The sequence below is a fragment of the Bacteroides sp. MSK.20.82 genome, assembly GCF_019052485.1.
Lineage (GTDB): Bacteria > Bacteroidota > Bacteroidia > Bacteroidales > Bacteroidaceae > Bacteroides > Bacteroides thetaiotaomicron.
In genome coordinates this window covers 59,995-84,108 of the sequence record NZ_JAHQUN010000006.1, presented here as the reverse complement: position 1 = coordinate 84,108, position 24,114 = coordinate 59,995, and the positions used below count along the sequence as shown (strand labels likewise).

The 24,114-nt window shown below is 41.9% G+C and carries 18 protein-coding genes; 9 read left to right on the top strand and 9 right to left on the bottom strand.

All coding sequences use genetic code 11. From position 1 onward, the window contains the following. Window positions 1-14 precede the first annotated feature (14 nt). The 5 genes from KTR07_RS08295 to KTR07_RS08275 form a co-directional block, all read right to left on the bottom strand. Window positions 15-725, bottom strand: a complete 711-nt coding sequence (locus KTR07_RS08295) for a DUF4843 domain-containing protein (protein WP_011108731.1) — start codon at window positions 723-725, stop codon at window positions 15-17. Between the two features lie 26 nt (window positions 726-751). Then, window positions 752-2,218: a RagB/SusD family nutrient uptake outer membrane protein gene (locus tag KTR07_RS08290; protein ID WP_011108730.1), complete on the bottom strand. Its 1,467-nt coding sequence runs from the start codon at window positions 2,216-2,218 to the stop codon at window positions 752-754. Between the two features lie 13 nt (window positions 2,219-2,231). After that, window positions 2,232-5,561, bottom strand: a complete 3,330-nt coding sequence (locus tag KTR07_RS08285; RefSeq protein WP_055219207.1) for a TonB-dependent receptor — start codon at window positions 5,559-5,561, stop codon at window positions 2,232-2,234. A gap of 44 nt (window positions 5,562-5,605) precedes the next feature. Beyond that, entirely contained in the window at window positions 5,606-6,814 is a 1,209-nt protein-coding gene (locus tag KTR07_RS08280) for a FecR family protein (protein WP_055219482.1), read from the bottom strand. A gap of 515 nt (window positions 6,815-7,329) precedes the next feature. Further along, window positions 7,330-7,902 carry an RNA polymerase sigma-70 factor gene (locus tag KTR07_RS08275; RefSeq protein ID WP_008762876.1) on the bottom strand — a complete coding sequence of 191 codons (573 nt, stop codon included), beginning with the start codon at window positions 7,900-7,902 and terminating at the stop codon, window positions 7,330-7,332. A gap of 831 nt (window positions 7,903-8,733) precedes the next feature. Here KTR07_RS08275 and mnmG point away from each other — a divergent pair. The 7 genes from mnmG (at window position 8,734) to KTR07_RS08240 (ending at window position 16,447) form a co-directional block, all read left to right on the top strand. Continuing rightward, window positions 8,734-10,620 (top strand): tRNA uridine-5-carboxymethylaminomethyl(34) synthesis enzyme MnmG, encoded by a 1,887-nt coding sequence (gene mnmG, locus KTR07_RS08270; protein WP_008762875.1) that lies wholly within the window; start codon window positions 8,734-8,736, stop codon window positions 10,618-10,620. A gap of 50 nt (window positions 10,621-10,670) precedes the next feature. Then, entirely contained in the window at window positions 10,671-11,201 is a 531-nt protein-coding gene (locus KTR07_RS08265) for an adenine phosphoribosyltransferase (protein WP_008762874.1), read from the top strand. A 75-nt stretch (window positions 11,202-11,276) separates the two neighbouring features. Further along, window positions 11,277-13,106, top strand: coding sequence for an excinuclease ABC subunit UvrC (uvrC, locus tag KTR07_RS08260; protein WP_011108727.1), 1,830 nt, complete (start codon window positions 11,277-11,279; stop codon window positions 13,104-13,106). Window positions 13,107-13,590: 484 nt separating this feature from the next. Next, entirely contained in the window at window positions 13,591-14,043 is a 453-nt protein-coding gene (dtd, locus tag KTR07_RS08255) for a D-aminoacyl-tRNA deacylase (protein ID WP_011108726.1), read from the top strand. Window positions 14,044-14,131: 88 nt separating this feature from the next. After that, complete coding sequence (locus tag KTR07_RS08250) at window positions 14,132-14,470, top strand: nucleotide pyrophosphohydrolase (RefSeq protein ID WP_008762871.1); 339 nt, start codon at window positions 14,132-14,134, stop codon at window positions 14,468-14,470. Further along, the gene (gene deoC / locus KTR07_RS08245; RefSeq protein WP_117981490.1) at window positions 14,457-15,359 is read left to right on the top strand and encodes a deoxyribose-phosphate aldolase; all 903 of its coding nucleotides are present in this window, start codon (window positions 14,457-14,459) and stop codon (window positions 15,357-15,359) included. Before KTR07_RS08250 ends, deoC begins: the two co-directional genes overlap by 14 nt. 407 nt (window positions 15,360-15,766) lie before the next feature. Next, window positions 15,767-16,447, top strand: a complete 681-nt coding sequence (locus KTR07_RS08240; RefSeq protein WP_117981489.1) for a DUF1266 domain-containing protein — start codon at window positions 15,767-15,769, stop codon at window positions 16,445-16,447. Here the strand turns inward: KTR07_RS08240 and KTR07_RS08235 are convergent, their stop codons facing one another. Then, window positions 16,448-17,422 (bottom strand): polyprenyl synthetase family protein, encoded by a 975-nt coding sequence (locus KTR07_RS08235; RefSeq protein ID WP_117981488.1) that lies wholly within the window; start codon window positions 17,420-17,422, stop codon window positions 16,448-16,450. Between the two features lie 88 nt (window positions 17,423-17,510). On the opposite strand from KTR07_RS08235, the gene polA reads away from it, so the two are divergent. Beyond that, window positions 17,511-20,360, top strand: a complete 2,850-nt coding sequence (gene polA / locus KTR07_RS08230) for a DNA polymerase I (protein WP_117981487.1) — start codon at window positions 17,511-17,513, stop codon at window positions 20,358-20,360. A 73-nt stretch (window positions 20,361-20,433) separates the two neighbouring features. On the opposite strand, the gene KTR07_RS08225 is transcribed toward polA, so the two are convergent. Then, complete coding sequence (locus KTR07_RS08225) at window positions 20,434-20,577, bottom strand: branched-chain amino acid ABC transporter (protein ID WP_117981486.1); 144 nt, start codon at window positions 20,575-20,577, stop codon at window positions 20,434-20,436. 115 nt (window positions 20,578-20,692) lie between these two features. Between KTR07_RS08225 and KTR07_RS08220 the strand changes: the two genes are divergently transcribed. After that, complete coding sequence (locus KTR07_RS08220) at window positions 20,693-21,088, top strand: DUF3836 domain-containing protein (protein ID WP_008767482.1); 396 nt, start codon at window positions 20,693-20,695, stop codon at window positions 21,086-21,088. A 107-nt stretch (window positions 21,089-21,195) separates the two neighbouring features. Here KTR07_RS08220 and KTR07_RS08215 read toward each other — a convergent pair whose 3' ends face one another. Both KTR07_RS08215 and KTR07_RS08210 read right to left on the bottom strand, forming a co-directional pair. Continuing rightward, the gene (locus KTR07_RS08215) at window positions 21,196-21,975 is read right to left on the bottom strand and encodes a LytTR family DNA-binding domain-containing protein (protein ID WP_117981485.1); all 780 of its coding nucleotides are present in this window, start codon (window positions 21,973-21,975) and stop codon (window positions 21,196-21,198) included. After that, window positions 21,972-24,008, bottom strand: a complete 2,037-nt coding sequence (locus tag KTR07_RS08210; RefSeq protein ID WP_217315326.1) for a histidine kinase — start codon at window positions 24,006-24,008, stop codon at window positions 21,972-21,974. The genes KTR07_RS08215 and KTR07_RS08210 overlap by 4 nt, the downstream gene beginning before the upstream one ends. Window positions 24,009-24,114 lie beyond the last annotated feature (106 nt).

Genomic DNA, 24,114 nt, shown 5'->3' with positions numbered 1-24,114 from the left:
AATTGCTATTCTAATTAGTTAATAGGTACAGCCATCGGAAACTCCTCACCAGTTGTATCATTTTTATCCATTACATTGTTTACTGCAATGTAGTACTTGAATGTCAATGCATATTGCCGTTTTTCGGCAGTACTTAGTTTTCCAAAATCTGAGATATTGGTGCATTTTACAAACTCTTCATATTTCTTTCTAGAATATGTACCTAAATACAACTTCGTGACATCATTGGTCCACCATAAAGGTTTACTAATAATATTATTGAATATAATTTTAATTTGTTCGTATTCCGGTATTGATCCTTCGAAATACTCATTTGGGAGAAGTTTCAAACACAACTTCACGTTCTCTTTCAAATCTTCCGTTTTTAACAGCATAACCTCCAATGTATCATTAGATAGTCCAGCTTTAAACATTGGATTATCAGGCAAACGATAATTTTTCTGATCGGCATTTTTTATCTTATCTTCACTCTCATCTTCCGCAACCACACTTACTTTGTAAGGTGTATCTATTGAAAACGGTTTTCCGATTAGCCCCAGACCAATCTTCACAATAATAGCATTACTAGTAGGATAGTTATTGAAAGATACTTCGAAATCCTCATCACCAAATTCCTTCAGTTGGCTAAAATAAAGATATTGTCCACCATGATAAGGTTTTATCTCATCTTCCGAACATCCCCAAAAACAAAGAGATATTAAAGCAAATAGAATATATTTTTTCATCTTTCTTTTTCGTTGATTATCATACATTAAACATCTTCATTATCCGGTTTATCAAATACAAAGATTGCATTATCTACCGGTTTCTTATCCATACGTTTGTATTGAAAAAACATTTGCCCTTCTCCTACAAACTCCTTACGCATATCCTTCAATAACTCTGTATGAAATCCTTCCAATGACCCAATACTGTTCTCCATATTAGTAGTCAGAATTCCTCTCGCATAACGTACTTCATCCAGCATTTTGCCAGCTTGAGAATATTCACCCTTACGAGCAAAGTATTCCCCCATAATATAATACATCTCACTCAAACGTATGCCTGGAACCATATCTGAACCATCCTGTCCCAACTTAATATCATATTTTAAAGAATATGCATTAGAATTATAAGAACCTGTCTGTAGAAGGAAACGACGATCCTGTTCTTTATTATCAGCAAAGATATTATCACTGTCAAGGATAAACAGTGTCTGATTTCCTCTTGTAATATAAGGTATATAGTCTTCTTGTAATGTTTTATTAAAAAAACACATAATAATACTATTATAGTCTTTAAGATTCGTACCTAAGCTTGAGTATTCCACAAAATTAAAACAGGATTCAGGCTTGCTTCCATATGGATAAGTCGCTTCTACGACCTCTTTTGCTTCTTTATAAGCCAGTTCATATTCTCCTTCCCAATAATATACACGTGCCAATGCCGCTACTATAGCATAATAATTCATACGATATCCTCTATAAGCGAAGAATACATCACTAGAAGCAATATCGCTAGAAAGTATGCTTGATGCCAACATACGATAACCTGTACTCATCCAAATTTTATGTTCATCAGTTATATCACACTTAGCTAACATCTCTTTTGCAGCTTTTAAATCTCTAATTATCTTAGAAAGAATCTCTTTACTACTTTCATATGGAGGAACAATGGTAGGATATACCTCTACATAGGGAATATAAGACTTTCCATCATCTTTCGATATGGCAGGAGCAAATAAACGAAGTAAATCAAAGTGTATAAAAGCTCGTAGTGCCAATGCTTCTCCCCAAATCATATTTTTCTCAAATTCTCCCTCTTTGAAAATAGAAGAACTAGCTTCGCTAACATTGAGAATCAAATTATTACAATTAGCTATATTATTATAACCAATAGACCATATATTGGAAATGAAAGTTTTCACATCCGAATCATCAAATTGGAACTTAGCCGATTTATAATAAGCTGAATTTTTAGGTATAAAATTATTATCTGTTTGATAATATTGAGCAATAGCATCCATAAATCCCCATGACATTGTTCGTCCATACATAGAAGAAGTGCCCAAATTCAAATATATTCCATTCAAAGCATTTCGATATCCATCTCCTACCTCAAAAAGCTTATCCCCATTCACCTGATTACTCGGTGCTACATCCAGCCAATCACTACAACTTGTAGTAAACAGACTTGTAGCCAACAGTAATATTGTATATAATTTCTTCATATTATTCATCTACTTTAAACTATTAAAAACTCATCTTCACCGAAGCTGCAAAAGACCGTGAATATGGATAATCCAAACCACGTTCAGCACGTACAGTAGCAACACGGAATAAATCATTTCCTGAAAGTTCTACACGTAACAGACCGATACGCGCTTTCTTCAACCATTCAGCATTAAAATCATATCCTAAAGTAAGAGAGTTAAATGTCAGCACATTATAATCTTGGATGAAACGGCTAGTAGGACGAGTCACTGCAACTACACCATCAGTCTGTAAACGTCCATAAGGAGTACAATCTCCAGGCTTTTGCCAACGTCCTGTCAATACACGACGGTCTACATTACTACTTTGAATATGTGCATTCTCAACCTTACTTACCAATGTAGAATTATAACGCTGTCCACCAAATTCATACATAAAGGTAGAATAGAGAGAAAACTGCTTCCAACGAAGGTTAAATCCAAAAGTACCCTGGAGTTTTGGCTCTTCGTTTCCAATCACAACTTGGTCAGCCGCATTCCAGTCATATGTTATTGTACCGTCAGGACGAAGATAAATTTCCTTACCATCTGCTGGATTGATACCTAATGATCTCACACCAAAAATAGATGTCAGAGAACCACCTTCTACATACTGCAAGTAAGTCTCACTATATTTTGAATCTCCTTTTCCAGAATCATATTTCGCATATTTTTCTTGTACGCGCTTATTGTACTCTTTCAGACTATCTGAGATTTTAGTTATTTTATTTTCATTATGAGCCATATTTGCAAAAACTGCAACAAACCAATCCTTTGCATTCAAAATATTACTTCTCAACTGGATTTCAACACCCTTATTCATCACCTCACCAATATTATCTTTGTAAGAAGTAAAACCTGTAGAACTAGGTAATGTAACACTATTAACCAAGTCCACCGTTTTCTTACGATAATATGAAAAGTTCATCTGGAGTAATCCCTTAAACATATCAACATCTAGACCTAAATCCATGTTATGAGTCTTTTCCCAACCCAATCCATTATTTCCCAATGCCATCAATGATGCTCCTAGACCTGTTTTAAACCAGTTGTCTGTAACTACTTTATAAATAGTCTGCGCTTCATAGGGAGAGAAGTCAACTTTACCAGTAATACCATAAGTTCCACGAATCTTTAGACGGTCCATCCATTCAAACTGTTTCATGAACTTATAATTATGCAAGTTCAAACCAAGACCACCGGAAAAGAAAGGTGCAAAACGTTGATCAGCACCAAACTCTGAGTTTCCATCGAAGCGTACAGAAACGTCCGCCAAATAAATATTATCAAATGAATAGTTGAATGTCCCTAATGCACCGAAAAGACGGCTTTTACTATCCGAGTTAGAAGGTAATCCAGAGACTTTATTACCATAGCCTGGAGAAGACAATTCGCCAGACGGAAATCCTTTGTAAGTAATACCAAAACTATCACCAGTACTTGAAGTAGCATTAATACCTACCAAAAAATTCAGATTGTGCTTCTTTATATTTCTGTTATAAGATAAAGTAGCAGTAGCATCCCAACTTAAACTATTGGAAGTAGCGATATCCAACTGTCCTGAAACCACATTATTTAAGCCTAACAAATCATCATTCTTCTTTGAACGCGGATCAAGAAAGGTACGTGCATCCGAATTTGACTTCGTAACACTAAATTGTCCTTTTAACAACCAGTAACTGTCGATATTCCACAACAATTCTGTATTATTAATCAATTCCCAAGACTTACTTCGATCATAATTCTTCAATGTAGCTTCATACAAAGGGTTTACTTCTCCTGATCCTCCGGTCCAAGGATAAGTTGTCTCCAAATATCTTCCATTCTCATCAATATATTCATCATATGGCAATTTTGAAGTATAGTCGGAGAAGCTTCCATAAGGAGACTCCTGAGATTTAGTATAAGTATATGAAAAATAGTTTCTTACCTGAAAAGCTCCAAGTCGATAAGATAAAGACAACCCACCAGCCATACGGTCGCGATAAGAACCTTTCATAACGCCTTCTCCACTATTATAAGAAAAGTCAGCTCCCCAACGCAAATCCTCCGTACCACCATCCAAATACAAACTATGTTTGTGATTGAATACAGTACGAAGGGGTTTAGATAACCAATAAGTATCAACTCCACGAACTACATTGTTCAGTTTTTGGTTGTAAAGTGCATCTAACCGACTTTGTTCACTAAAACCTTGTTCTGGATTTGCCTTAAATAAACCTGCAGCAACCTCTGTTTCAAGTTTCTCTCGTGCATTCATCATATTATAATCAGTTAGGTCAGGATATTCCAATGTTCCGGTAAAGTTATAATCGATATTGACTTTACCAGCTTTCGGAGTTACTGTTGTAATAATAACCACACCATTCGCTGCACGCGAACCGTACATAGCCGTAGCGGCAGCATCTTTCAAGATCGTAATGCTTGCAATACGGCTAGGGTCCATATCATACAATTTCTGCACGCTGATTTCAAAGCCATCCATGATAAAAGTCGGAAGGTTAGGATTGTTCTTCAATGATGTTTTAGAAAGGCTTTGCGCATCCAATTGTGTTGTTCCAATACCCGAACGTCCACGAATATACAATTCCGGAACATTATTCGGGTTCGAACCTGCTAAATTATTTTCAGCAATACGAAAAGAGGGATCGAACGTTTGCAAGGCCCCTAATACATTTGTTTTGGAAACCGACATCAACTGATCTGCCGTAACCGTCACAGAAGTACCCGTAAAGCTATTTTTACTGATCTTTGCATAACCGGTTACCACCACCTCTTCCAATTGCTTTGAATCGGGTTTCAACTTAAAGGTATGCACTTTATCAAGATTGAGCTTGCCAGTATATATTTCCAAAGTTTGCATGCCTACAAAGGAAAGACGAATTGTTACATCTCCTTCAGGAAGTCCTAAAGAAAAAGCACCGTCTGCATCAGTCATTGTTCCGATATTTCTTTCTTTCCCCAGTATCAGCACCGTCACACCCGGTAGTTCGCCACCCTGTTCATCCACCACTTTACCTTCCAACGTACGTGTCTTCTGATCTTTCTTCTTGATGACCACAATACCATCTTTGGTAGCATAAGTGAAACCTTTAGGTGAAAGAACGCGGTCCAGCAATTCCTTCCAAGGCTCGTTGGTAGCTTTTACAGTCACCGGTTCAACTCCTTTAAACATCTGAGAGTTATAAAGCATGTTGATTCCAGCTTTCTGTTTTACCGTGTTTAAAAATGTTTCCATCGGCACATCCTTCAAATCAAGCGTCACTTTCTTCTCATCAGGTGGAAGTGCCCATGCACTGAGTACCATACTCAATGCAAAAAGACATAGCATAAAGACTCTTCTTTTTTTCATAATTTTTAAATCAAAACTCAATATTACTCATTCTCATATATCAATATATTTCTTCCGTTTATTCTATAGTAGATATCGCCGGTTAGTTCTAATGCATTCAGGAAAGTATTGATCGTGCCATATCGCTGCAAGTCACCACTATAAGTCAGGTCGCGCAGAGACTCCTTCTCATAATAGACATGAACATCATACCAGCGCTCGAAGGTTTTCATGATATCGCCCAGCCGTCTGTTATTGAAAACATATACACCTTGTGCCCAGCCGATATATTCATTGACATCCACCACCCGCTTTTCAATGCCACGGGAAGAGGCGACTGCCTGTTCACCCGGCGCCAGCGTAATTGTATTCTGATCGGGTGTCGAGAAATTTACTTTCCCATATACAAGGGTGGTATAGCACGCATCCGCATCATTATAAGCATTGATATTAAATGCCGTACCAAGTACTGTTACTTCTCCGAAACGAGTCCGGACCACAAACGGATGTTCCTCATCCTTTCTCACATCAAAATAGGCTTCACCTTCCAGTGTCACAATTCGGCGCTTTCCGACAAAACGGACCGGATAAAGCAATTTAGAACCGGCATTCAAATGAACAGTGGTTCCATCAGCAAGAAGGACAGTATTCTCTCCTCCCCGTGGTATAACCAGTTCATTTGACTTCACCGGACTTTCATCGACATTTTCTTCTTCGTGTTGTTGTGTTGTGACGGTCGGTCGATATGACAGCACCCCTTTATTGTATTTCACCTGGACGCCGTCTACTATTACATTTATATCTTTCTTTTGTACATCAATAGTGCTTCCATCGGGCAAAGTCAACACTGCCTGTTTGCTACCCGGCTTGATTTGCGCGATACGTGTCTGGGACTCCTCCACTGCCTGATAATGATTCACGGCATAAAAAGAAATTCCTACTGCCAGTACTACCACTGCTGCGGCAGCATACCACCATGTCCGGATACGACGAATCTTTCCACCGGACGAATTCTCTTTTTGTTGAATTTGTTGAAGGAAATGCTCGTAAGCCTTTTCCGATGAATATTCTTTATACTTATTAAAAGCATCTTTTAATTCCTCACTATCCTGCAATTTCTCATACACGGCTTTCAGTTCCGGATGCATAGATAAACGTTGTTCCAACACCTGCTGCTCTTTGTCGCTTGCATCTCCCAAAAGAGCCTTTTTTATCAAAGAGGCATCTTGATATGTGTTTTCTAACTTTTTCATAATTTTATCTATTTCTAATGAGGATTTTATCTTTGCTTTACTATAATTATACATAACGTCCATAAATGGGTGACAAAAAGATGATTATTTTTTATGAGATACTCTCCGTACGAAAACAGAAAAGAACGAAAAACTATCATTATGACATTATTCAGCAACAAAAATGACGTATTTAACAAATCATTCCCTTTTCGGAATCAAAATTCAGCCATCAATAAATGACAATTAGGCATCTTAAAAAATATTTGTTTTTTTCCGTTACCGCTATTAAAATGATGTATTTTTTAGCTTTTATCAAGGAGTTTGAAACTCATATTTTATCATCATCCGTCACTTTCGGACTTAGCTGATTGATATACAATGCAATAAGACACAGACATGGAACGAACACATATAGCTTACTAAAAATGCTAACCAAGCTTTGTTTACCTGTTAAACATACCGGCTCATCCACTTAAATAAGCCACATCACAGTCACTTCACCCCCACAAAAGCAAGGATGCACAGCCCGGTTTTTAATAAAAGATAAGAGTAAGAAGTACAGAATAACTGGAATTTGCCAGCTTCTCGCGTAAGAATTTATAGCTACGGCTTTTCTGAGTTTTAACCGTATTGATGCTAACTCCCAGCCGGGATGCGATTTCGTCCCACGAATGTCCTTCAATTCTCAGCAGGATGATACGGCGTTGTTCGGCAGGAAGCTCCTCGATATAGAAATAAAGTTGTCGGATAGCTTCTTCTTTCACAGTCAAAGCATACAGCATTTCCTCGTCTTCAAAATCTTCTTCCTGAGGCAAGCCATTCAATATAGAATCATGAATCTGATGGTTGCGGATATACAACAGTGCATTATTATAGCAGGCACGATAAAGATAATTAGTCAGCTCACGGGAGTCGGAAAAAGTACGCTTACCTTCCCACACGGATATAAACACCTCCTGAACCAGATCTTCTACGGCATCGGTGAGGAACAGGATTTTCTCGACATATGAGCACAAGGCCGCATAATAGCGATTATAAAAGTCCCTCCAGATTCCCTTATCTTTCTGGTTGACACCTGCTACTATCAAATCATCTTTATCGCTCATACGGCAACAAGATTAATCAAACAATAAAAGACTCTCTTCAAATTACTGCAAAAACTGGTTATAATAGATATGACTTACAAATATATCTGTTTTTTCAGTATGTAAGTTCACCCCTCATATAAAAAAATAGAATAAAGGGGCATAAAATAAAAAAAGAGCGAATAACTCCGCCCCACCTAAAGAATCCCCCATAAATGGGATTCTTTTTTCTGCATCTCAATTTACCTGTTACCTGAAAACTACTTTTTTCTAATACCTAATCAAAACAATCTTTTTCCTAAAAACTAATCTTAAAATCTAATACCTTAATTTTATAAACTAATACTACTCTTTTGTTATTACCTTTTTCTAATACCTAAAAATCTTAGTAGTTTCACAACTACACTGCAAAGGTAGAGGTGTTTTGGAAAACAACAAGAATTCTTATGCTAAAAAACATGTTTTACCTTATTTTTTTGATTTATGTCAAGAGAAAGAGTGGAGGTTGGGTATAAAACATACATCCGAATGTTGATTTGATACAAATTCTGTCCAAACGCTCCGTTCGTCTTCTATTTCATCACACGGCCGCGCACTTTTTCAAGTGACAAAAAGTAAGCCTAGAATGTCGAAAAAGAGCATTTACATCTCTTTTTGAAAGGAATCGAAGCCTTAACACAAAAGAAAAGAAGCCAAAAACGTTACATCTTGCATATTTCCAATCCAAAATTACGGCGTTTTTTTGCGCCCGCCCCGCCTCCTCCTCGAAATTTCGGAAGCAAAAACCGGCAGAAGATACAACTCTCGCAACTTTTCCGTAACTTTGCAGCGTTTGATAATAAATAAGGTAGAATGGATTTTAAGTACGATGTAATTGTAATTGGTGCCGGACATGCTGGTTGTGAAGCGGCAGCCGCCGCTGCGAATTTAGGTTCCAAAACTTGTCTGATCACAATGGACATGAACAAGATCGGACAGATGAGTTGCAATCCGGCAGTAGGAGGAATCGCCAAAGGACAAATAGTACGCGAAATAGACGCACTGGGCGGACAGATGGGATTGGTGACGGATGAAACTGCTATCCAGTTCCGAATCCTGAACCGCTCGAAAGGTCCCGCCATGTGGAGTCCCCGCGCTCAATGCGACCGTGCCAAGTTTATCTGGTCATGGCGTGAGAAACTGGAAAATACTCCCAACCTTCATATCTGGCAGGATACCGTCTGTGAATTGCTCGTTGAAAACGGTGAAGTAGTCGGACTCGTCACTCTTTGGGGTGTCACATTCAAAGCGAAATGTATCGTACTGACCGCAGGAACATTCTTGAACGGACTCATGCACGTAGGCCGCCACCAATTGCCCGGCGGAAGAATGGCAGAACCCGCATCTTACCAGCTGACAGAATCCATCGCCCGACATGGCATTGCCTACGGAAGGATGAAGACCGGCACACCGGTACGAATCGACGCACGCAGCATCCACTTCGATCTGATGGATACACAAGACGGAGAATGCGACTTCCACAAGTTCTCATTCATGAATACCAGTACGCGCCATTTGAAGCAACTGCAATGCTGGACCTGCTATACCAACGAAGAAGTGCACCGGATTCTGCGCGAAGGGCTGCCGGATTCTCCCCTGTTCAACGGACAGATTCAAAGTATCGGTCCGCGCTATTGCCCCAGCATCGAAACCAAGATTGTCACCTTCCCCGACAAAGAGCAGCACCAACTGTTCCTCGAACCCGAAGGTGAAACAACACAGGAATTATACCTGAACGGATTTTCTTCTTCTCTTCCGATGGATATTCAGATCGCCGCGCTGAAAAAAGTACCGGCATTCAAGGATATCGTCATCTATCGTCCCGGATATGCGATTGAGTACGATTACTTCGACCCCACCCAATTAAAACATTCGCTGGAATCGAAGATTATCAAAAACCTGTTCTTTGCCGGGCAAGTGAACGGAACAACCGGTTACGAAGAAGCGGGAGGACAAGGACTGATCGCCGGAATCAACGCACACATCAACTGTCACGGTGGTGAAGCCTTCACACTGGCTCGCGACGAAGCATATATCGGTGTATTGATAGACGACCTGGTGACCAAAGGAGTAGACGAACCATACCGTATGTTCACTTCACGTGCCGAATACCGTATTCTTCTCCGCATGGACGACGCCGACATGAGACTGACCGAAAGAGCATATCACCTCGGACTGGCAAGAGAGGATCGCTACCAATTAATGAAGACCAAGAAGGAGGCATTAGAGCAGATAGTAAATTTCGCAAAGAACTATTCGATGAAACCGGCATTAATTAATGATGCCCTCGAAAAGTTGGGAACAACTCCCCTTCGTCAAGGCTGTAAGCTGATCGAAATTCTCAATCGTCCGCAAATCACGATTGAGAATATCGCGGAACATGTCCCCGCCTTCCAAAGAGAATTAGAAAAAGCAACCGCTGCAGACTCCGACCGTAAAGAAGAGATTCTGGAAGCGGCAGAAATACTGATCAAGTATCAAGGCTATATTGACAGAGAGCGAATGATAGCAGAAAAGCTGGCACGCCTGGAAAGCATCAAGATCAAAGGCAAATTTGATTATGCTTCCATCCAGTCGCTATCTACGGAAGCTCGTCAGAAGCTAGTGAAGATTGATCCGGAAACGATTGCTCAAGCGAGCCGGATCCCGGGAGTATCACCAAGCGACATCAACGTATTGCTGGTACTTTCCGGCCGATAAGCGGCAACGTTTCACGTGAAACAAATCATTTAAAGAAACGAGATAAACCAATGATTATGAGCAAAGAAACGCTAATTAAAAGCATCCGGGAAATTCCCGATTTTCCGATCCCCGGAATCCTTTTCTACGATGTCACCACCCTGTTTAAAGACCCTTGGTGCTTGCAAGAATTATCGAACATCATGTTCGAAATGTACAAGGATAAAGGTATCACCAAAGTAGTAGGTATAGAATCCAGAGGATTCATCATGGGGCCTATCCTAGCTACCCGACTGAACGCAGGTTTTATTCCTATCCGCAAGCCGGGCAAACTTCCCGCAGAGGTGATCGAAGAAAGCTACGACAAAGAATATGGCACGGACACTGTGCAGATTCATAAGGACGCACTCGATGAAAACGACGTAGTTTTACTACACGACGACCTGCTGGCAACGGGAGGAACTATGAAAGCAGCCTGCGAACTGGTGAAGAAACTGAAGCCTAAAAAGGTATATGTAAACTTCATTATCGAATTGAAAGACCTGAATGGCAAATCCGTATTCGGAGATGACGTAGAAGTAGAATCCGTATTGACTTTATAAACAAATTGCTTATATTTGCAGGGCGTAGAGAATCTACGCCCTTTTTTATTTCCCGCTATTTCATCTATAACGATTATGAATACAGAACCGGAAGCCAAAACGAATGAATATCTGAGAGGTATTGTAGCCAACCTGCCCGAAAAGCCGGGAGTCTATCAGTATCTGAACACAGAAGGGACTATTATATACGTTGGAAAGGCTAAAAACCTAAAAAAAAGGGTATATTCTTACTTCAGCAAAGAGCATGAACCCGGCAAGACACGAGTATTGGTCAGCAAGATTGCCGATATCCGTTACATCGTTGTTAACACCGAAGAAGATGCATTATTGCTGGAAAACAATCTGATCAAGAAATATAAGCCCCGCTACAATGTATTGCTGAAGGACGACAAGACCTACCCTTCCATCTGCGTGCAGAATGAATACTTTCCACGCATTTTCAGGACTCGAAAGATTATCAAAAACGGTTCTTCTTATTATGGTCCCTACAGCCACCTTCCTTCGATGTATGCGGTGCTCGACCTGATCAAGCATCTATACCCGTTGCGTACCTGCAATCTGAACCTTTCTCCGGAGAACATACGGGCGGGAAAGTTCAAGGTTTGTCTGGAGTATCACATCAAGAAGTGCGCCGGACCATGCGTTGGACTGCAATCGCACGAGGATTATCTGAAGAACATCGATGAAATCAAAGAGATTTTGAAAGGAAATACGCAGGATATTAGCCGTATGCTGGTAGAAAAGATGCAGGAACTGGCCAATGAAATGAAGTTTGAAGAGGCTCAGAAGATTAAGGAGAAGTATCTGCTGATAGAGAATTACCGGTCTAAATCGGAGGTAGTAAGTTCTGTCCTGCACAATATCGACGTCTTTTCCATCGAAGAAGACGATTCAAATTCGGCTTTCGTCAACTATCTGCACATCACCAATGGCGCCATCAATCAGGCATTCACCTTTGAGTACAAGAAGAAGCTAAATGAATCGAAAGAAGAGTTACTGACGCTAGGCATTATTGAAATGCGGGAGCGCTACAAGAGCCATTCACGGGAGATTATTGTTCCTTTCGAACTTGATCTGGAGTTGAATAATGTCGTTTTCACCGTTCCTCAAAGGGGAGATAAGAAAAAACTGCTCGATCTTTCTATCCTAAATGTGAAGCAATATAAGGCCGACCGATTGAAACAAGCCGAGAAACTGAACCCGGAGCAGCGCAGTATGCGTCTGCTGAAAGAAATACAAAACGAACTGCATTTAGACAAGCCACCTTTGCAGATTGAATGTTTCGATAACTCGAATATACAAGGATCGGATGCCGTAGCTGCCTGCGTAGTATTCAAAAAGGCGAAACCATCGAAGAAAGATTACCGTAAATACAATATTAAGACGGTCGTGGGACCGGATGATTACGCTTCCATGAAAGAGGTGGTCAGACGACGTTATCAGCGCGCCATTGAAGAAAATTCTCCCCTTCCCGACCTGATTATTACCGATGGTGGTAAAGGACAAATGGAAGTCGTCAGAGAAGTAATCGAGGATGAACTGCATCTGAATATTCCGATTGCCGGTTTGGCTAAGGATAATAAGCATCGCACGTCAGAGCTACTTTTCGGGTTTCCCGCACAGACGATTGGGATCAAACAACAAAGTTCTTTATTCCGTCTGCTGACGCAGATTCAGGATGAAGTACACCGTTTTGCGATTACTTTCCACCGCGACAAGCGCAGCAAGCGACAGGTCGCATCGGCTCTGGATAGCATTAAAGGGATTGGAGAAAAGACAAAAACAGCCCTATTGAAGGAGTTTAAAAGCGTAAAACGAATCAAAGAGGCATCCCTTGAAGAAATCGCAAAGGTCATAGGAGAAGTGAAGGCTCAGACTGTAAAAAAAGGGTTAAGCAACGAATAGGCTCACTTCTATGTGGCTATACGCTAAATTGTTAGTCCATATAAATCAAGTATCAGTATCATATGGGGCAAGCGTTAGTTTCCTCGGAGGAAACGCCAGTTCCCTTTAAAAGGAACGGTCGTTTCCATTAAAAGGAACGGCCGTTCCCTCGCCGGGAAACGACAGTTTCCATTAAAAGAAATCATAGGAAACTATATACCATTGATTTCTAACCACATAGAGTACTACCGGTAATGTTATAGAGTTTATGTTCATGTCTATACGGTTCTAAGGCAAACTCAATCAAGTTATGAGGCAAATACATCTGTCGTCCTAATAGATATGCTTCTGCACAACAGACAGACACGCTTCCGAATGACAGCTACGGTTAATACTTAATACCTAATACTTATCTCCTATAATATTTCCTTCCAATCCATCGTTTTTTCTTCTTAATTTCGTAAATTTGCCTTTCGTAACATTCAATAGAATAGAGAAAATATCAATGAGAATAGTTGTACAACGAGTAAGCCACGCATCAGTAACCATCGAAGGACAGTGCAAGTCTTCCATTGGAAAAGGGATGCTGATATTAGTCGGCATTGAAGAATCCGACGGACAGGAAGATATAGACTGGCTCTGCAAAAAGATAGTAAATCTGCGTATTTTTGACGATGAAAGCGGAGTAATGAACAAGTCGATCCTGGAAGATGGAGGTGAAATTCTGGTCATCAGTCAGTTCACGTTGCACGCTTCTACCAAGAAGGGCAACCGTCCGTCATACATCAAAGCCGCCAAGCCGGAGATATCTGTCCCACTCTACGAACGGTTCTGCAAAGACCTGAGCAGGGCGCTGGGAAAAGAAATCGGCACAGGAACTTTCGGAGCGGACATGAAAGTTGAACTTTTAAATGACGGTCCTGTTACTATATGTATGGACACCAAAAATAAAGAGTAAAACCTTGATGAAAAAGCCGGTAAAGCTCTTCGAAGAGTGATAAACAGGCTCTAAACATCAAACTAATCATCATAAACCAACAGCAATTATGACCCTGGAAGAAGCTCAAAAAGAAGTAGACAAATGGATAAAGACATACGGTGTCCGCTACTTCAGCGAATTGACAAATATGGCCGTACTGACTGAAGAAGTCGGAGAATTAGCCCGTGTCATGGCCCGCAAATACGGCGACCAGTCTTTCAAAGAAGGCGAGAAAGACAACCTTGACGAAGAAATAGCAGACATCTTATGGGTGCTCCTGTGTATCGCCAACCAGACAGGCGTAGACATCACCAAAGCCTTCAGGGAAAGCCTGGAAAAGAAAACGAAACGAGATAATAAAAGACATATCAATAACCCAAAACTGAACGATCATGGAAGAGAATAGCTCACAATCCAACAAGTATGATGCCGCATTGGCAAAGTATAACACCAATCTGAGCGATGCAGACATACAGGCTCGGGTGGCTGACCTGATTGAAAAGAAAGTGCCGGAAAACAATACGGAAGAAGTCAAGAAACTCCTGTTCAACTGCATCGACCTGACCACGCTGAACAGCACCGACAGCGATGAAAGCGTGATGCATTTCACCGAAAAAGTGAATGAGTTCGACAATGAATTTCCCGATATGAAGAACATCGCTGCCATCTGCGTATACCCCAATTTCGCGGATATTGTAAAGAATACACTGCAAGTGGACGGCATCAATATCGCTTGTGTTTCGGGCGGATTCCCTTCTTCTCAGACTTTCATCGAAGTGAAAGTAGCGGAAACGGCACTGGCTATCGCCGACGGTGCGGACGAAATAGACATTGTTATCTCAATCGGTAAATTCCTGAGCGGTGACTACGAAACAATGTGCGAGGAAATTCAGGAGTTAAAAGAAGTCTGCAAGGAACGCCACCTCAAGGTAATCCTCGAAACAGGTGCTTTGAAAACCGCTTCCAACATCAAGAAAGCCTCTATCCTATCCATGTATTCGGGTGCGGATTTCATCAAGACATCGACCGGAAAGCAACAGCCTGCCGCTACTCCGGAAGCCGCTTATGTGATGTGCGAAGCTATCAAGGAGTACTATCAGAAAACAAATAACAAGATCGGATTCAAACCGGCAGGAGGAATCAATACCGTCAATGATGCGATCATTTATTACACCATCGTGAAAGAGATATTAGGCGAAGAATGGCTGAACAATCAGCTCTTCCGCCTGGGAACCAGTCGTTTGGCCAACCTGCTTCTTTCCGATATCAAGGGCGAAGAGATCAAGTTCTTCTAAGGAATTACATTAGCAATCAAATATGCCGTACCGCGCTTCATCTTCCGTTCATACGGAAAGAAGCGCGGTATTTTTTGTTTAATAAAAACTAAAGATACTTATAGGGAGAATCATTATTTTCATTATCTTTGTCAAAGAAGAAGCTATATAAATATAGCTAATCTACTGTACTAGAGAACGTTTCATTTATTACCTGATTCCTGGAATTCGGCAAAATTCAAAGTTATGAATGGTAATAAGCAAACGGGTCTCACGCACCTTCATGTATATACTCTTGTTATATATCGAACGGAGCGTGAGACTGTTGCTTATATGTCATCATAACGGTTTGCCGAAGCCCCAGGGAAAGACATATTGCAACAGTTCTCACGCTTTTTTAGTTAACCATAAGTGATAAAGAGTATAAAATGAAGTCACACACAAAGAACCTACGTTTTAACCGCAACCCCTTAAGCCTTATACTCGGCGCCAAAAAAAGACAAGGGCTGCGCATCGGTTATATGGAGGCCGCACTGGACGGCTTCTATCTCAACTGCATAGAAACCGGAGTGCACCCACTGAAACTAACTCAATTATTATCGGATAAATTTCATTGCATAGATACCGTTTCGTCCTGCCAGCTGTTTCTATTCCTCATCAACGAAGGAGACAGGGCTTCATACTCTATCATGCTCCCCTATCTGCTCTCGACTGAGAACCTAAATCAGTTTGAAAACATCATCCGCGAACGCTTCTACGGGATAGACCGATTCATTCAGCAGGGTAGAAATCTGTACAAATTCAAGGAGTATATAGAAGAAAGAGGAGACCCCATTGTATGGATTAATGACTTGGAGAGAGGAGTAATCGGATGGGATATGGCACAAGTCGTCGGACTGGCAAGGGCTGCCAAAGACTGCGGATATATCACCAAAGAACAAGCATGGGATTATATCGAACAGGCAAGCACGTTATGTTCCGAAATTCTCCGTACACCGGAAGAAATAGACAAAAGTTTCCTCATCGGAGGAGCGATGAAATCGAATAAAATTGAAGATTGGGAGGAATTAATCCTGTGTTACTCTCTGCTCAGAAACAGTGGGGAGTAGTTATTTCTCACGGGCGACCACGTAATCCAGATAAGTCCGCAGGGCAAGGCAAATATTTGAATCCGGCAAGGTAGCCAGCAAATCAAAGGCCTTCTTTTTATATTGTTCTATCGTACGACAGGCATATTCAATACCTCCATTATCCTTGGTAAACTCAATCAGACGTACGATTTCATCGGGAGTTGCCGTACCTTCCTTCACCTTGAACGCTATCTGCTCCGCCCACTCATCTTTCGTCGCATTCAATGCATACAGAGCAGGCAGCGTCAGCTTACCTTCCAGCATATCATTACCAGTCGGCTTGCCGATCTTCTTGCTATCAAAGTAATCGAAAATATCATCCTTAATCTGAAAACAGATACCAATATATTCGCCCAACAGACGGGCAAAAGCGACTTCTTCCTCACCCACCTGCACTGACAAGGCAGCCGCCTCGGCACAAGCAGCAAAAAGAGCCGCTGTTTTTTTACGTATTACGTCAAAATAAACTTCCTCTGAGAAGCTATGATTACTTACATTCGAAAGTTGAAGCAGCTCTCCTTCAGCAAGTTTCTGTCCCAGTGAAGATACCAGGCGGATAATCTCATAATTATTAGTCTGCTCGGCGTGCACAAGGCTTGTAGCCAGCAGATAATCACCCGCCAGTACAGATACTTTATTATTAAATACAGCATTTACCGAAAGCTGGCCGCGACGCTCGGTACTTTCATCGACTACATCGTCGTGCACCAAACTGGCTGTATGAAGCAATTCCAGAGAAACCGCCGCGTGAAGGGTGGCGGGAGTCACAGCCCCATAAAGGCGTGCCACCAACAAGACAAGAATAGGACGCATCATCTTACCATTCCTCTTGCGTATATGAGTTATTACGCTATCGAGCAATGCATTCGAATCGGAAAGAGGAGTGTCAAAAAGAGCTTTAAAATCCTCCAGTTCCGCTTCTATCGGGGTTTTGATGAGAGAGATACTATCCATTCATAATACTATTTGAGCACAAAAGTAATAATAAAACGCTTAATACGGTATTTTTTTGTACTTTTACCATGAAAAATTAATTAAATCTATGGAGTCAGACAATAAATTATTTCTTTTAGACGCTTATGCACTGATATATCGGGCTTATTACGCCTTTATCAAGAATCCCAGAATCAACTCCAAAGGGTTCAATACTTCAGCTATCCTCGGATTTGTCAATACCCTCGAAGAGGTGCTGAAAAAGGAGAATCCGTCACATATAGGAGTAGCCTTCGACCCCTCCGGACCGACCTTCCGCCACGAAGCTTTCGAACAATACAAAGCCCAGCGTGAAGAAACTCCGGAAGCCATCCGCCTCTCCGTACCTATTATAAAGGATATCATCCACGCCTACCGCATCCCGATTCTGGAAGTGGCAGGATACGAAGCCGACGACGTGATCGGAACTCTAGCCACAGAAGCCGGACGTCAGGGCATCACCACCTATATGATGACTCCCGACAAAGACTACGGCCAGCTGGTGACGGACAACGTATTCATGTATCGCCCCAAACATACGGGAGGTTTTGAAGTGATGGGCATCGAAGAAGTGAAAGCGAAGTTCGATATCCAGTCGCCCGCACAAGTAATCGATATGCTCGGACTGATGGGCGACGCCTCCGACAATATCCCCGGCTGTCCCGGTGTCGGTGAAAAGACTGCCCAAAAACTAATCGCCGAATTCGGAAGTATCGAAAATCTGCTGGAACATACCGACCAACTGAAAGGAGCCTTAAAAACAAAAGTGGAAACCAACAAGGAACTGATTACTTTCTCCAAATTCCTTGCCACTATCAAAATCGATGTCCCTATCCAACTCGAAATGGACAAGCTCGTCCGCGAACAGGCAGACGAAGATTCACTACGACGAATTTTTGAAGAACTGGAATTCCGGACACTGATCGACCGGGTACTGAAAAAAGAAAATTCTGCCGGCGGAGTAACAACAGCAACCGGAAGCAAAACGGCAACGACCAAAAGTGCTCCCTCTCCTCTTCCACTTTTTCCCGAAGAAGGAGGAGCCATACAAGGCGATTTATTTGCGAGTTTTACGGGCAATGAGGCAGGCGAAGCCAAAAAATCGAATCTAGAGACGTTAGAAACGCTTAGTTGCGACTACCAACTCATTGATACAGAGAAGAAAAGAACTGAAATTATTCAAAAGTTACTTACATCGAAAATTCTCTCGTTAGACACGGAGACTACAGGAACGGAACCAATGGACGCCGAACTGGTCGGAATGAGTTTCTCTATCACCGAAAATCAAGCTTATTATGTGCCGGTCCCCGACAATCGTGACGAAGCGTTAAAAATCGTCAATGAGTTCCGTCCGGTCTTCGAAAATGAGAATTCATTGAAAGTCGGACAAAATATCAAGTACGACATGATCGTTCTTGAAAATTACGGAGTGCAAGTGAAAGGTGCGCTCTTTGATACAATGATCGCCCATTACGTTCTTCAACCGGAACTTCGTCATGGAATGGACTATCTGGCAGAAATCTATCTTCACTATCAGACCATCCACATCGACGAACTGATAGGTCCGAAAGGGAAGAACCAGAAAAACATGCGCGATCTCGACCCGAAGGATGTCTACCGCTATGCCTGCGAAGATGCAGACGTAACATTGAAACTCAAAAACGTCCTGGAGAAAGAACTGAAAGAGAACGATGCCGAACGTTTGTTTTACGATATCGAAATGCCGCTTGTACCCGTATTGGTCAATATAGAACGGAATGGAGTACTGCTGGATACGGAAGCGCTCAAACAATCGTCTGTTCATTTCACTGCTCAGATGCAACGCATCGAGCAGGAGATTTATGAACTGGCAGGCGAAACCTTCAATATCGCTTCGCCCAAACAAGTAGGCGAGGTACTGTTTGACAAACTAAAAATCATCGAGAAAGCGAAGAAAACCAAAACCGGTCAGTACGTCACTTCGGAAGAAGTGCTCGAAAGCCTCCGGCATAAACATCCCGTAGTAGAAAAGATCCTGGAACATCGCGGACTGAAGAAACTGCTGGGAACTTATATCGATGCACTTCCTCAACTGATCAACCCGCGCACGGGACGGGTACACACGTCTTTCAACCAGACCGTCACCTCTACCGGACGCCTCAGCTCCAGTAACCCGAATCTGCAGAATATTCCTATCCGCGACGAGAACGGCAAGGAAATCCGCAAGGCATTTATCCCTGACGAAGGTTGCCTGTTCTTCTCTGCCGACTATTCGCAGATAGAACTCCGTATCATGGCCCATCTCAGCGAAGACAAGAATATGATCGACGCCTTCCTCAGCAATCACGATATCCATGCGGCTACAGCTGCCAAAATATATAAGATCGACCTGAAAGATGTAGACTCCGATATGCGACGCAAAGCGAAAACCGCCAACTTCGGTATCATCTACGGCATCTCCGTATTCGGTCTTGCAGAGCGAATGAACGTAGACCGGAAGGAAGCCAAAGAACTGATCGACGGCTATTTCGAAACTTATCCAAGCGTGAAAGCCTATATGGATAAGAGCATCCAGGTAGCTCAGGAGAAAGGGTATGTAGAAACGATTTTCCACCGGAAGCGCTTCTTACCGGACATCAACTCACGAAACGCCGTTGTACGCGGCTATGCCGAGCGAAACGCCATCAACGCACCGATCCAGGGAAGTGCCGCAGATATCATAAAGGTAGCAATGGCACGCATTTATCAGCGATTCCAGACAGAAGGCATACAAGCCAAAATGATATTGCAAGTACATGATGAATTGAACTTCAGCGTACCCGTCAACGAAAAAGAACGTGTAGAAGAGATCGTTATTGAGGAAATGGAACATGCTTACCGTATGCACGTCCCCTTGAAAGCAGATTGCGGCTGGGGCAAGAACTGGCTCGAAGCACACTAAAACAAGGTTTATCCTGCCATAACAAAACAGGATAAATCAGCTAAATAATGGAGAGAATGAGTTATAACATTATTTAACTCACTATCCAGAAAGCAAGGAAAAAGATCACTTCCCCAACGAAGTGCTTCATTCTATATCCGGCAGGTTGACTGCCGGATATTTTTTTGTCACCAATCTTGGCAAAAAGCAAGGTATCGCCCCAACCATACTCTGACATTTTGATATTATTTCAGCCTCATATTTGCATAAATACCGAATAAATATATAACTTTGCAGTGTAATACAAGAGTATTACTAGACAAATGAAAGTATAATACTAAAATCAAATAGCCATGAAAACAAAAGTATCTTTAAAAATGTTTGTTCTATCCGTAGTTCTTCTCATGACCTCTTTTGTTGCTTCTGCACGCAGTTATGATGGTCAGTTGGTTTATAATCCAGTAGAAGAAAATGGAGTAATGGTAGGTCAGACCGTTTACAAAATGAACGGAAGTACACTTGCCAACTATATGAAGTACAACTATAAGTACGATGACAACAAGCGCATGATTGAAAGCGAGACCTTGAAATGGAACAGCACCAAAGAGGAATGGGAAAAAGATCTCCGCATCAATTATACATACGAAGGAAAAACGGTAACAACCAATTACTATAAATGGAACAATAAGAAACGCGCTTACGTGTTAGTTCCGGAAATGACAGTGACCATGGACAATACTAATTTGTAACAGCATTTTTTTAACAACATACTCTCTCATTCTAATATTCTAACAAAGAGAAAACGCCGTTCCTGATGAAGAAACGGCGTTTTCGCATCTATCTTAAGGAATCATTGTCACAACACAAAGAACCGGTCCTGCAACCCTTTCAAAAAACTTCGGGAAATCACCAGATCACTCTTATCATGAAAAGGCGGATAAAGTTGACAACACTTCCCATCAATCATCGCCAGATAATTAACATTGACAATAGCCGACTGACTGATCTGGATAAAAGCTTGTGAATAACCAATGATATCTTCGGCTTTTGTATTTCGCTTCAGATTCAATCGGGTCTGATTGAACAAGACTACCTGCCACTGCCGCTTGTCTTTCAGATATTCGAAATAGCCGATCTCTTCTAATCGCAAAAGCTTGAATCCCGTCACCGTGCTGATCATAAACATTCCCTGTTGCGGCATCAAAGCACTGACAGAAGAAGAAAAAGAGGAAGAAGGAATTGCTGGTATCGAAGCTACAGCCTTCCGGTAGCGCTCTATAACAACTTTCAGATCTTCCGTCTCAAAAGGTTTCAGCAAGAAGTCGAAGGCAGACTCACGCAGGGCCTGAAGCAAATATTTATCATACGAAGTATAAAAGACAACTTTCATATCCCACAGCACCTCATCGCGCATCTCACTCAACAAGTTAAGCCCCAGCACATCCGGAAGTTCCACATCCAGAAACAACAGGTCCGGACGGAGTTCCATTATCATCTTTTTACCTTTTGCGCCATTGTTTGCAGTTCCTTTTATTTCAAATTCCTGATAGGCGCCCAGCTCCCTGCGCAAAGCATCGATTGCCGTACGCTCATCATCTACAATAACGACTTTATATTTATCTTCTGCATTCATCATAAATCATAAGAAAAATGAAACGGTATATACACCGACACTTGCGTACCGGTCTGCCCATCGTTTCGGTTACCTATATTGAAACGTATCTTCTCATTTTTATTCTTTGTATTGAGTAGCTGTATCGTCTGATAGAGCACTTTCAGACCTGTTCCCGTTCCTCTGGTCGAAGAAGCCACTTGCGGAAGATACCCCCGCCCGTTGTCACAAATCACGATACGGACTCCTTTTCCTTCACGGGAAATACGGATAGTCAATTCTTTCTCACCGTCTTTTCCGGCGAGCCCGTGCTTTATCGCATTCTCTACCGGAATCTGTACAATCATGGAAGGAATCATTATACTTTTTGCGTCCAGCCCCTCCTCCACTACGACCGACGCCGTAAAGTCTTCGCCGACACGCCCGCTTTCCAAGCCAATATATGACTGTACAAAATCCAGTTCGTCCTGCAAAGATACACTTAGTTTTTCTGTCAGTTCAAGACTCCGGCGGAGATATTTGACCAGTTCCATCAAATTATTCTTCACCTCTTCCGATCCATTGAACTGATTAATCTCACGCCCCAGCACATTGAATGTGAAATGGGGAGAAATCCGGCTCCGCAAATTCTCCATACGGACACGATTTATCTGCTGGAAGAAACGTTCACGAAGAAACTCCCGTTTTTTCCGCATATACCAGATGATCACCACCGTTCCGGCTGCCAGCAACAGGCAGACAAGCACCCAGATATACATGCTCAGTTTCAAGACACGCACTTCACCCGCCTGCCGTTGAATCTGCATTTCCTTGCGCAATACAATCGTGTCCTGACGGTAACGCATATCCAGTTCGGCTACACGGGTGCGAATCCGCTCGCTACGGATGGAGTCATTCAGTTGATAGTCACGTTTCAGATACTCATACGCATTGCGGTAGTCACCTGCCTTTTCATAATAATGTTGCAGATATTGGTTGCGTATAGTAAGCATATTGGCATCCACATGTCCGGTAGAAGCAGTCCGTGCTATCATTTCTCTGGCACGCGCGATATTTCCTTTTTTCAGGGAAAGCTCAATCATCAGGGTTTCAATATAGTGCATGGCGGAGTTGTTCTTTATCTCCGAAAAGTAGCGGTAGCCTTCATTCAGATTGTTTTCGGCAGAATCCAGCCGGTTCGTCAGCAGATAAAGATCGCCCAGATTGACTTTCGAAAGATTGCTTTCGAATACCATTTGCGGGTAATCCGCTATCAGCTCCGCTGCTTGCCGCATATAGACCAGGGCTTCCTGATAATCTTTCTTGTAATAGTAATGATTTCCCCGATTATTAAGATACACCCACTTTTCGCTGACTGTCATTTCATCAAAGAACTGTCCTGCCAGTTCGTAATAATGATTGGACAAATCAAAATCACGCAGGTCCATGTAAGTCTGTCCCAGTCCGCAATAGACCGGAAATTTGGAATGTTCCGACAGGTGCAGGGAGTCACAGATAAACAATGCTTTCCGGTAATAGGAAGCGGTATGTGCCAGTTCGCCACGATGCAGATGGGCATCCGCCAGATTCATACAGATATCCGACAGAAGATGCGCCTTATCTCCTTTCAGACGGTAAGCATAGGATTTCTCATAATAGGCAACCGCCGAATCGGGCTGATTGAGTTGCATCCAGACATTTCCCTCAATGTTATACACATCCGAAAGTACATCATTCCATCGCGGGCAGGCAGCTGCACGCTTATCATACTCTTTTACAGGGCGGTTATAATAGAGGATAGAGTCGAAATCGGACGAGATGAAGAAAGTCTTTCCATACAATCCCATCAAGCGGTAATAACTCATCGAGTCCTGTGCCTGACGCATTGCGTTACGCAATAAAGAACGTGAATAAGGTAAGTTGGAAAACAGAGAATCCTGTGCACGGACTTCTAAAGAATCGATAAGTGACTGTTCACACAAAGCGTGACTGCGGTGCCTATCCACGCAACTGCAGTTCCACAATATCAACAACCCTATCAACCCAAATAGCTTCATAGTAGATTTCGCTTTATTCATCCCCTTTGTCCGTGTTGAATTTTGAATGCCACAAAAATACATTAATTATATTGAATCTCAACGAAATTTATTATTTTTTTTAATACCTTTGTCCCCATATAAACAT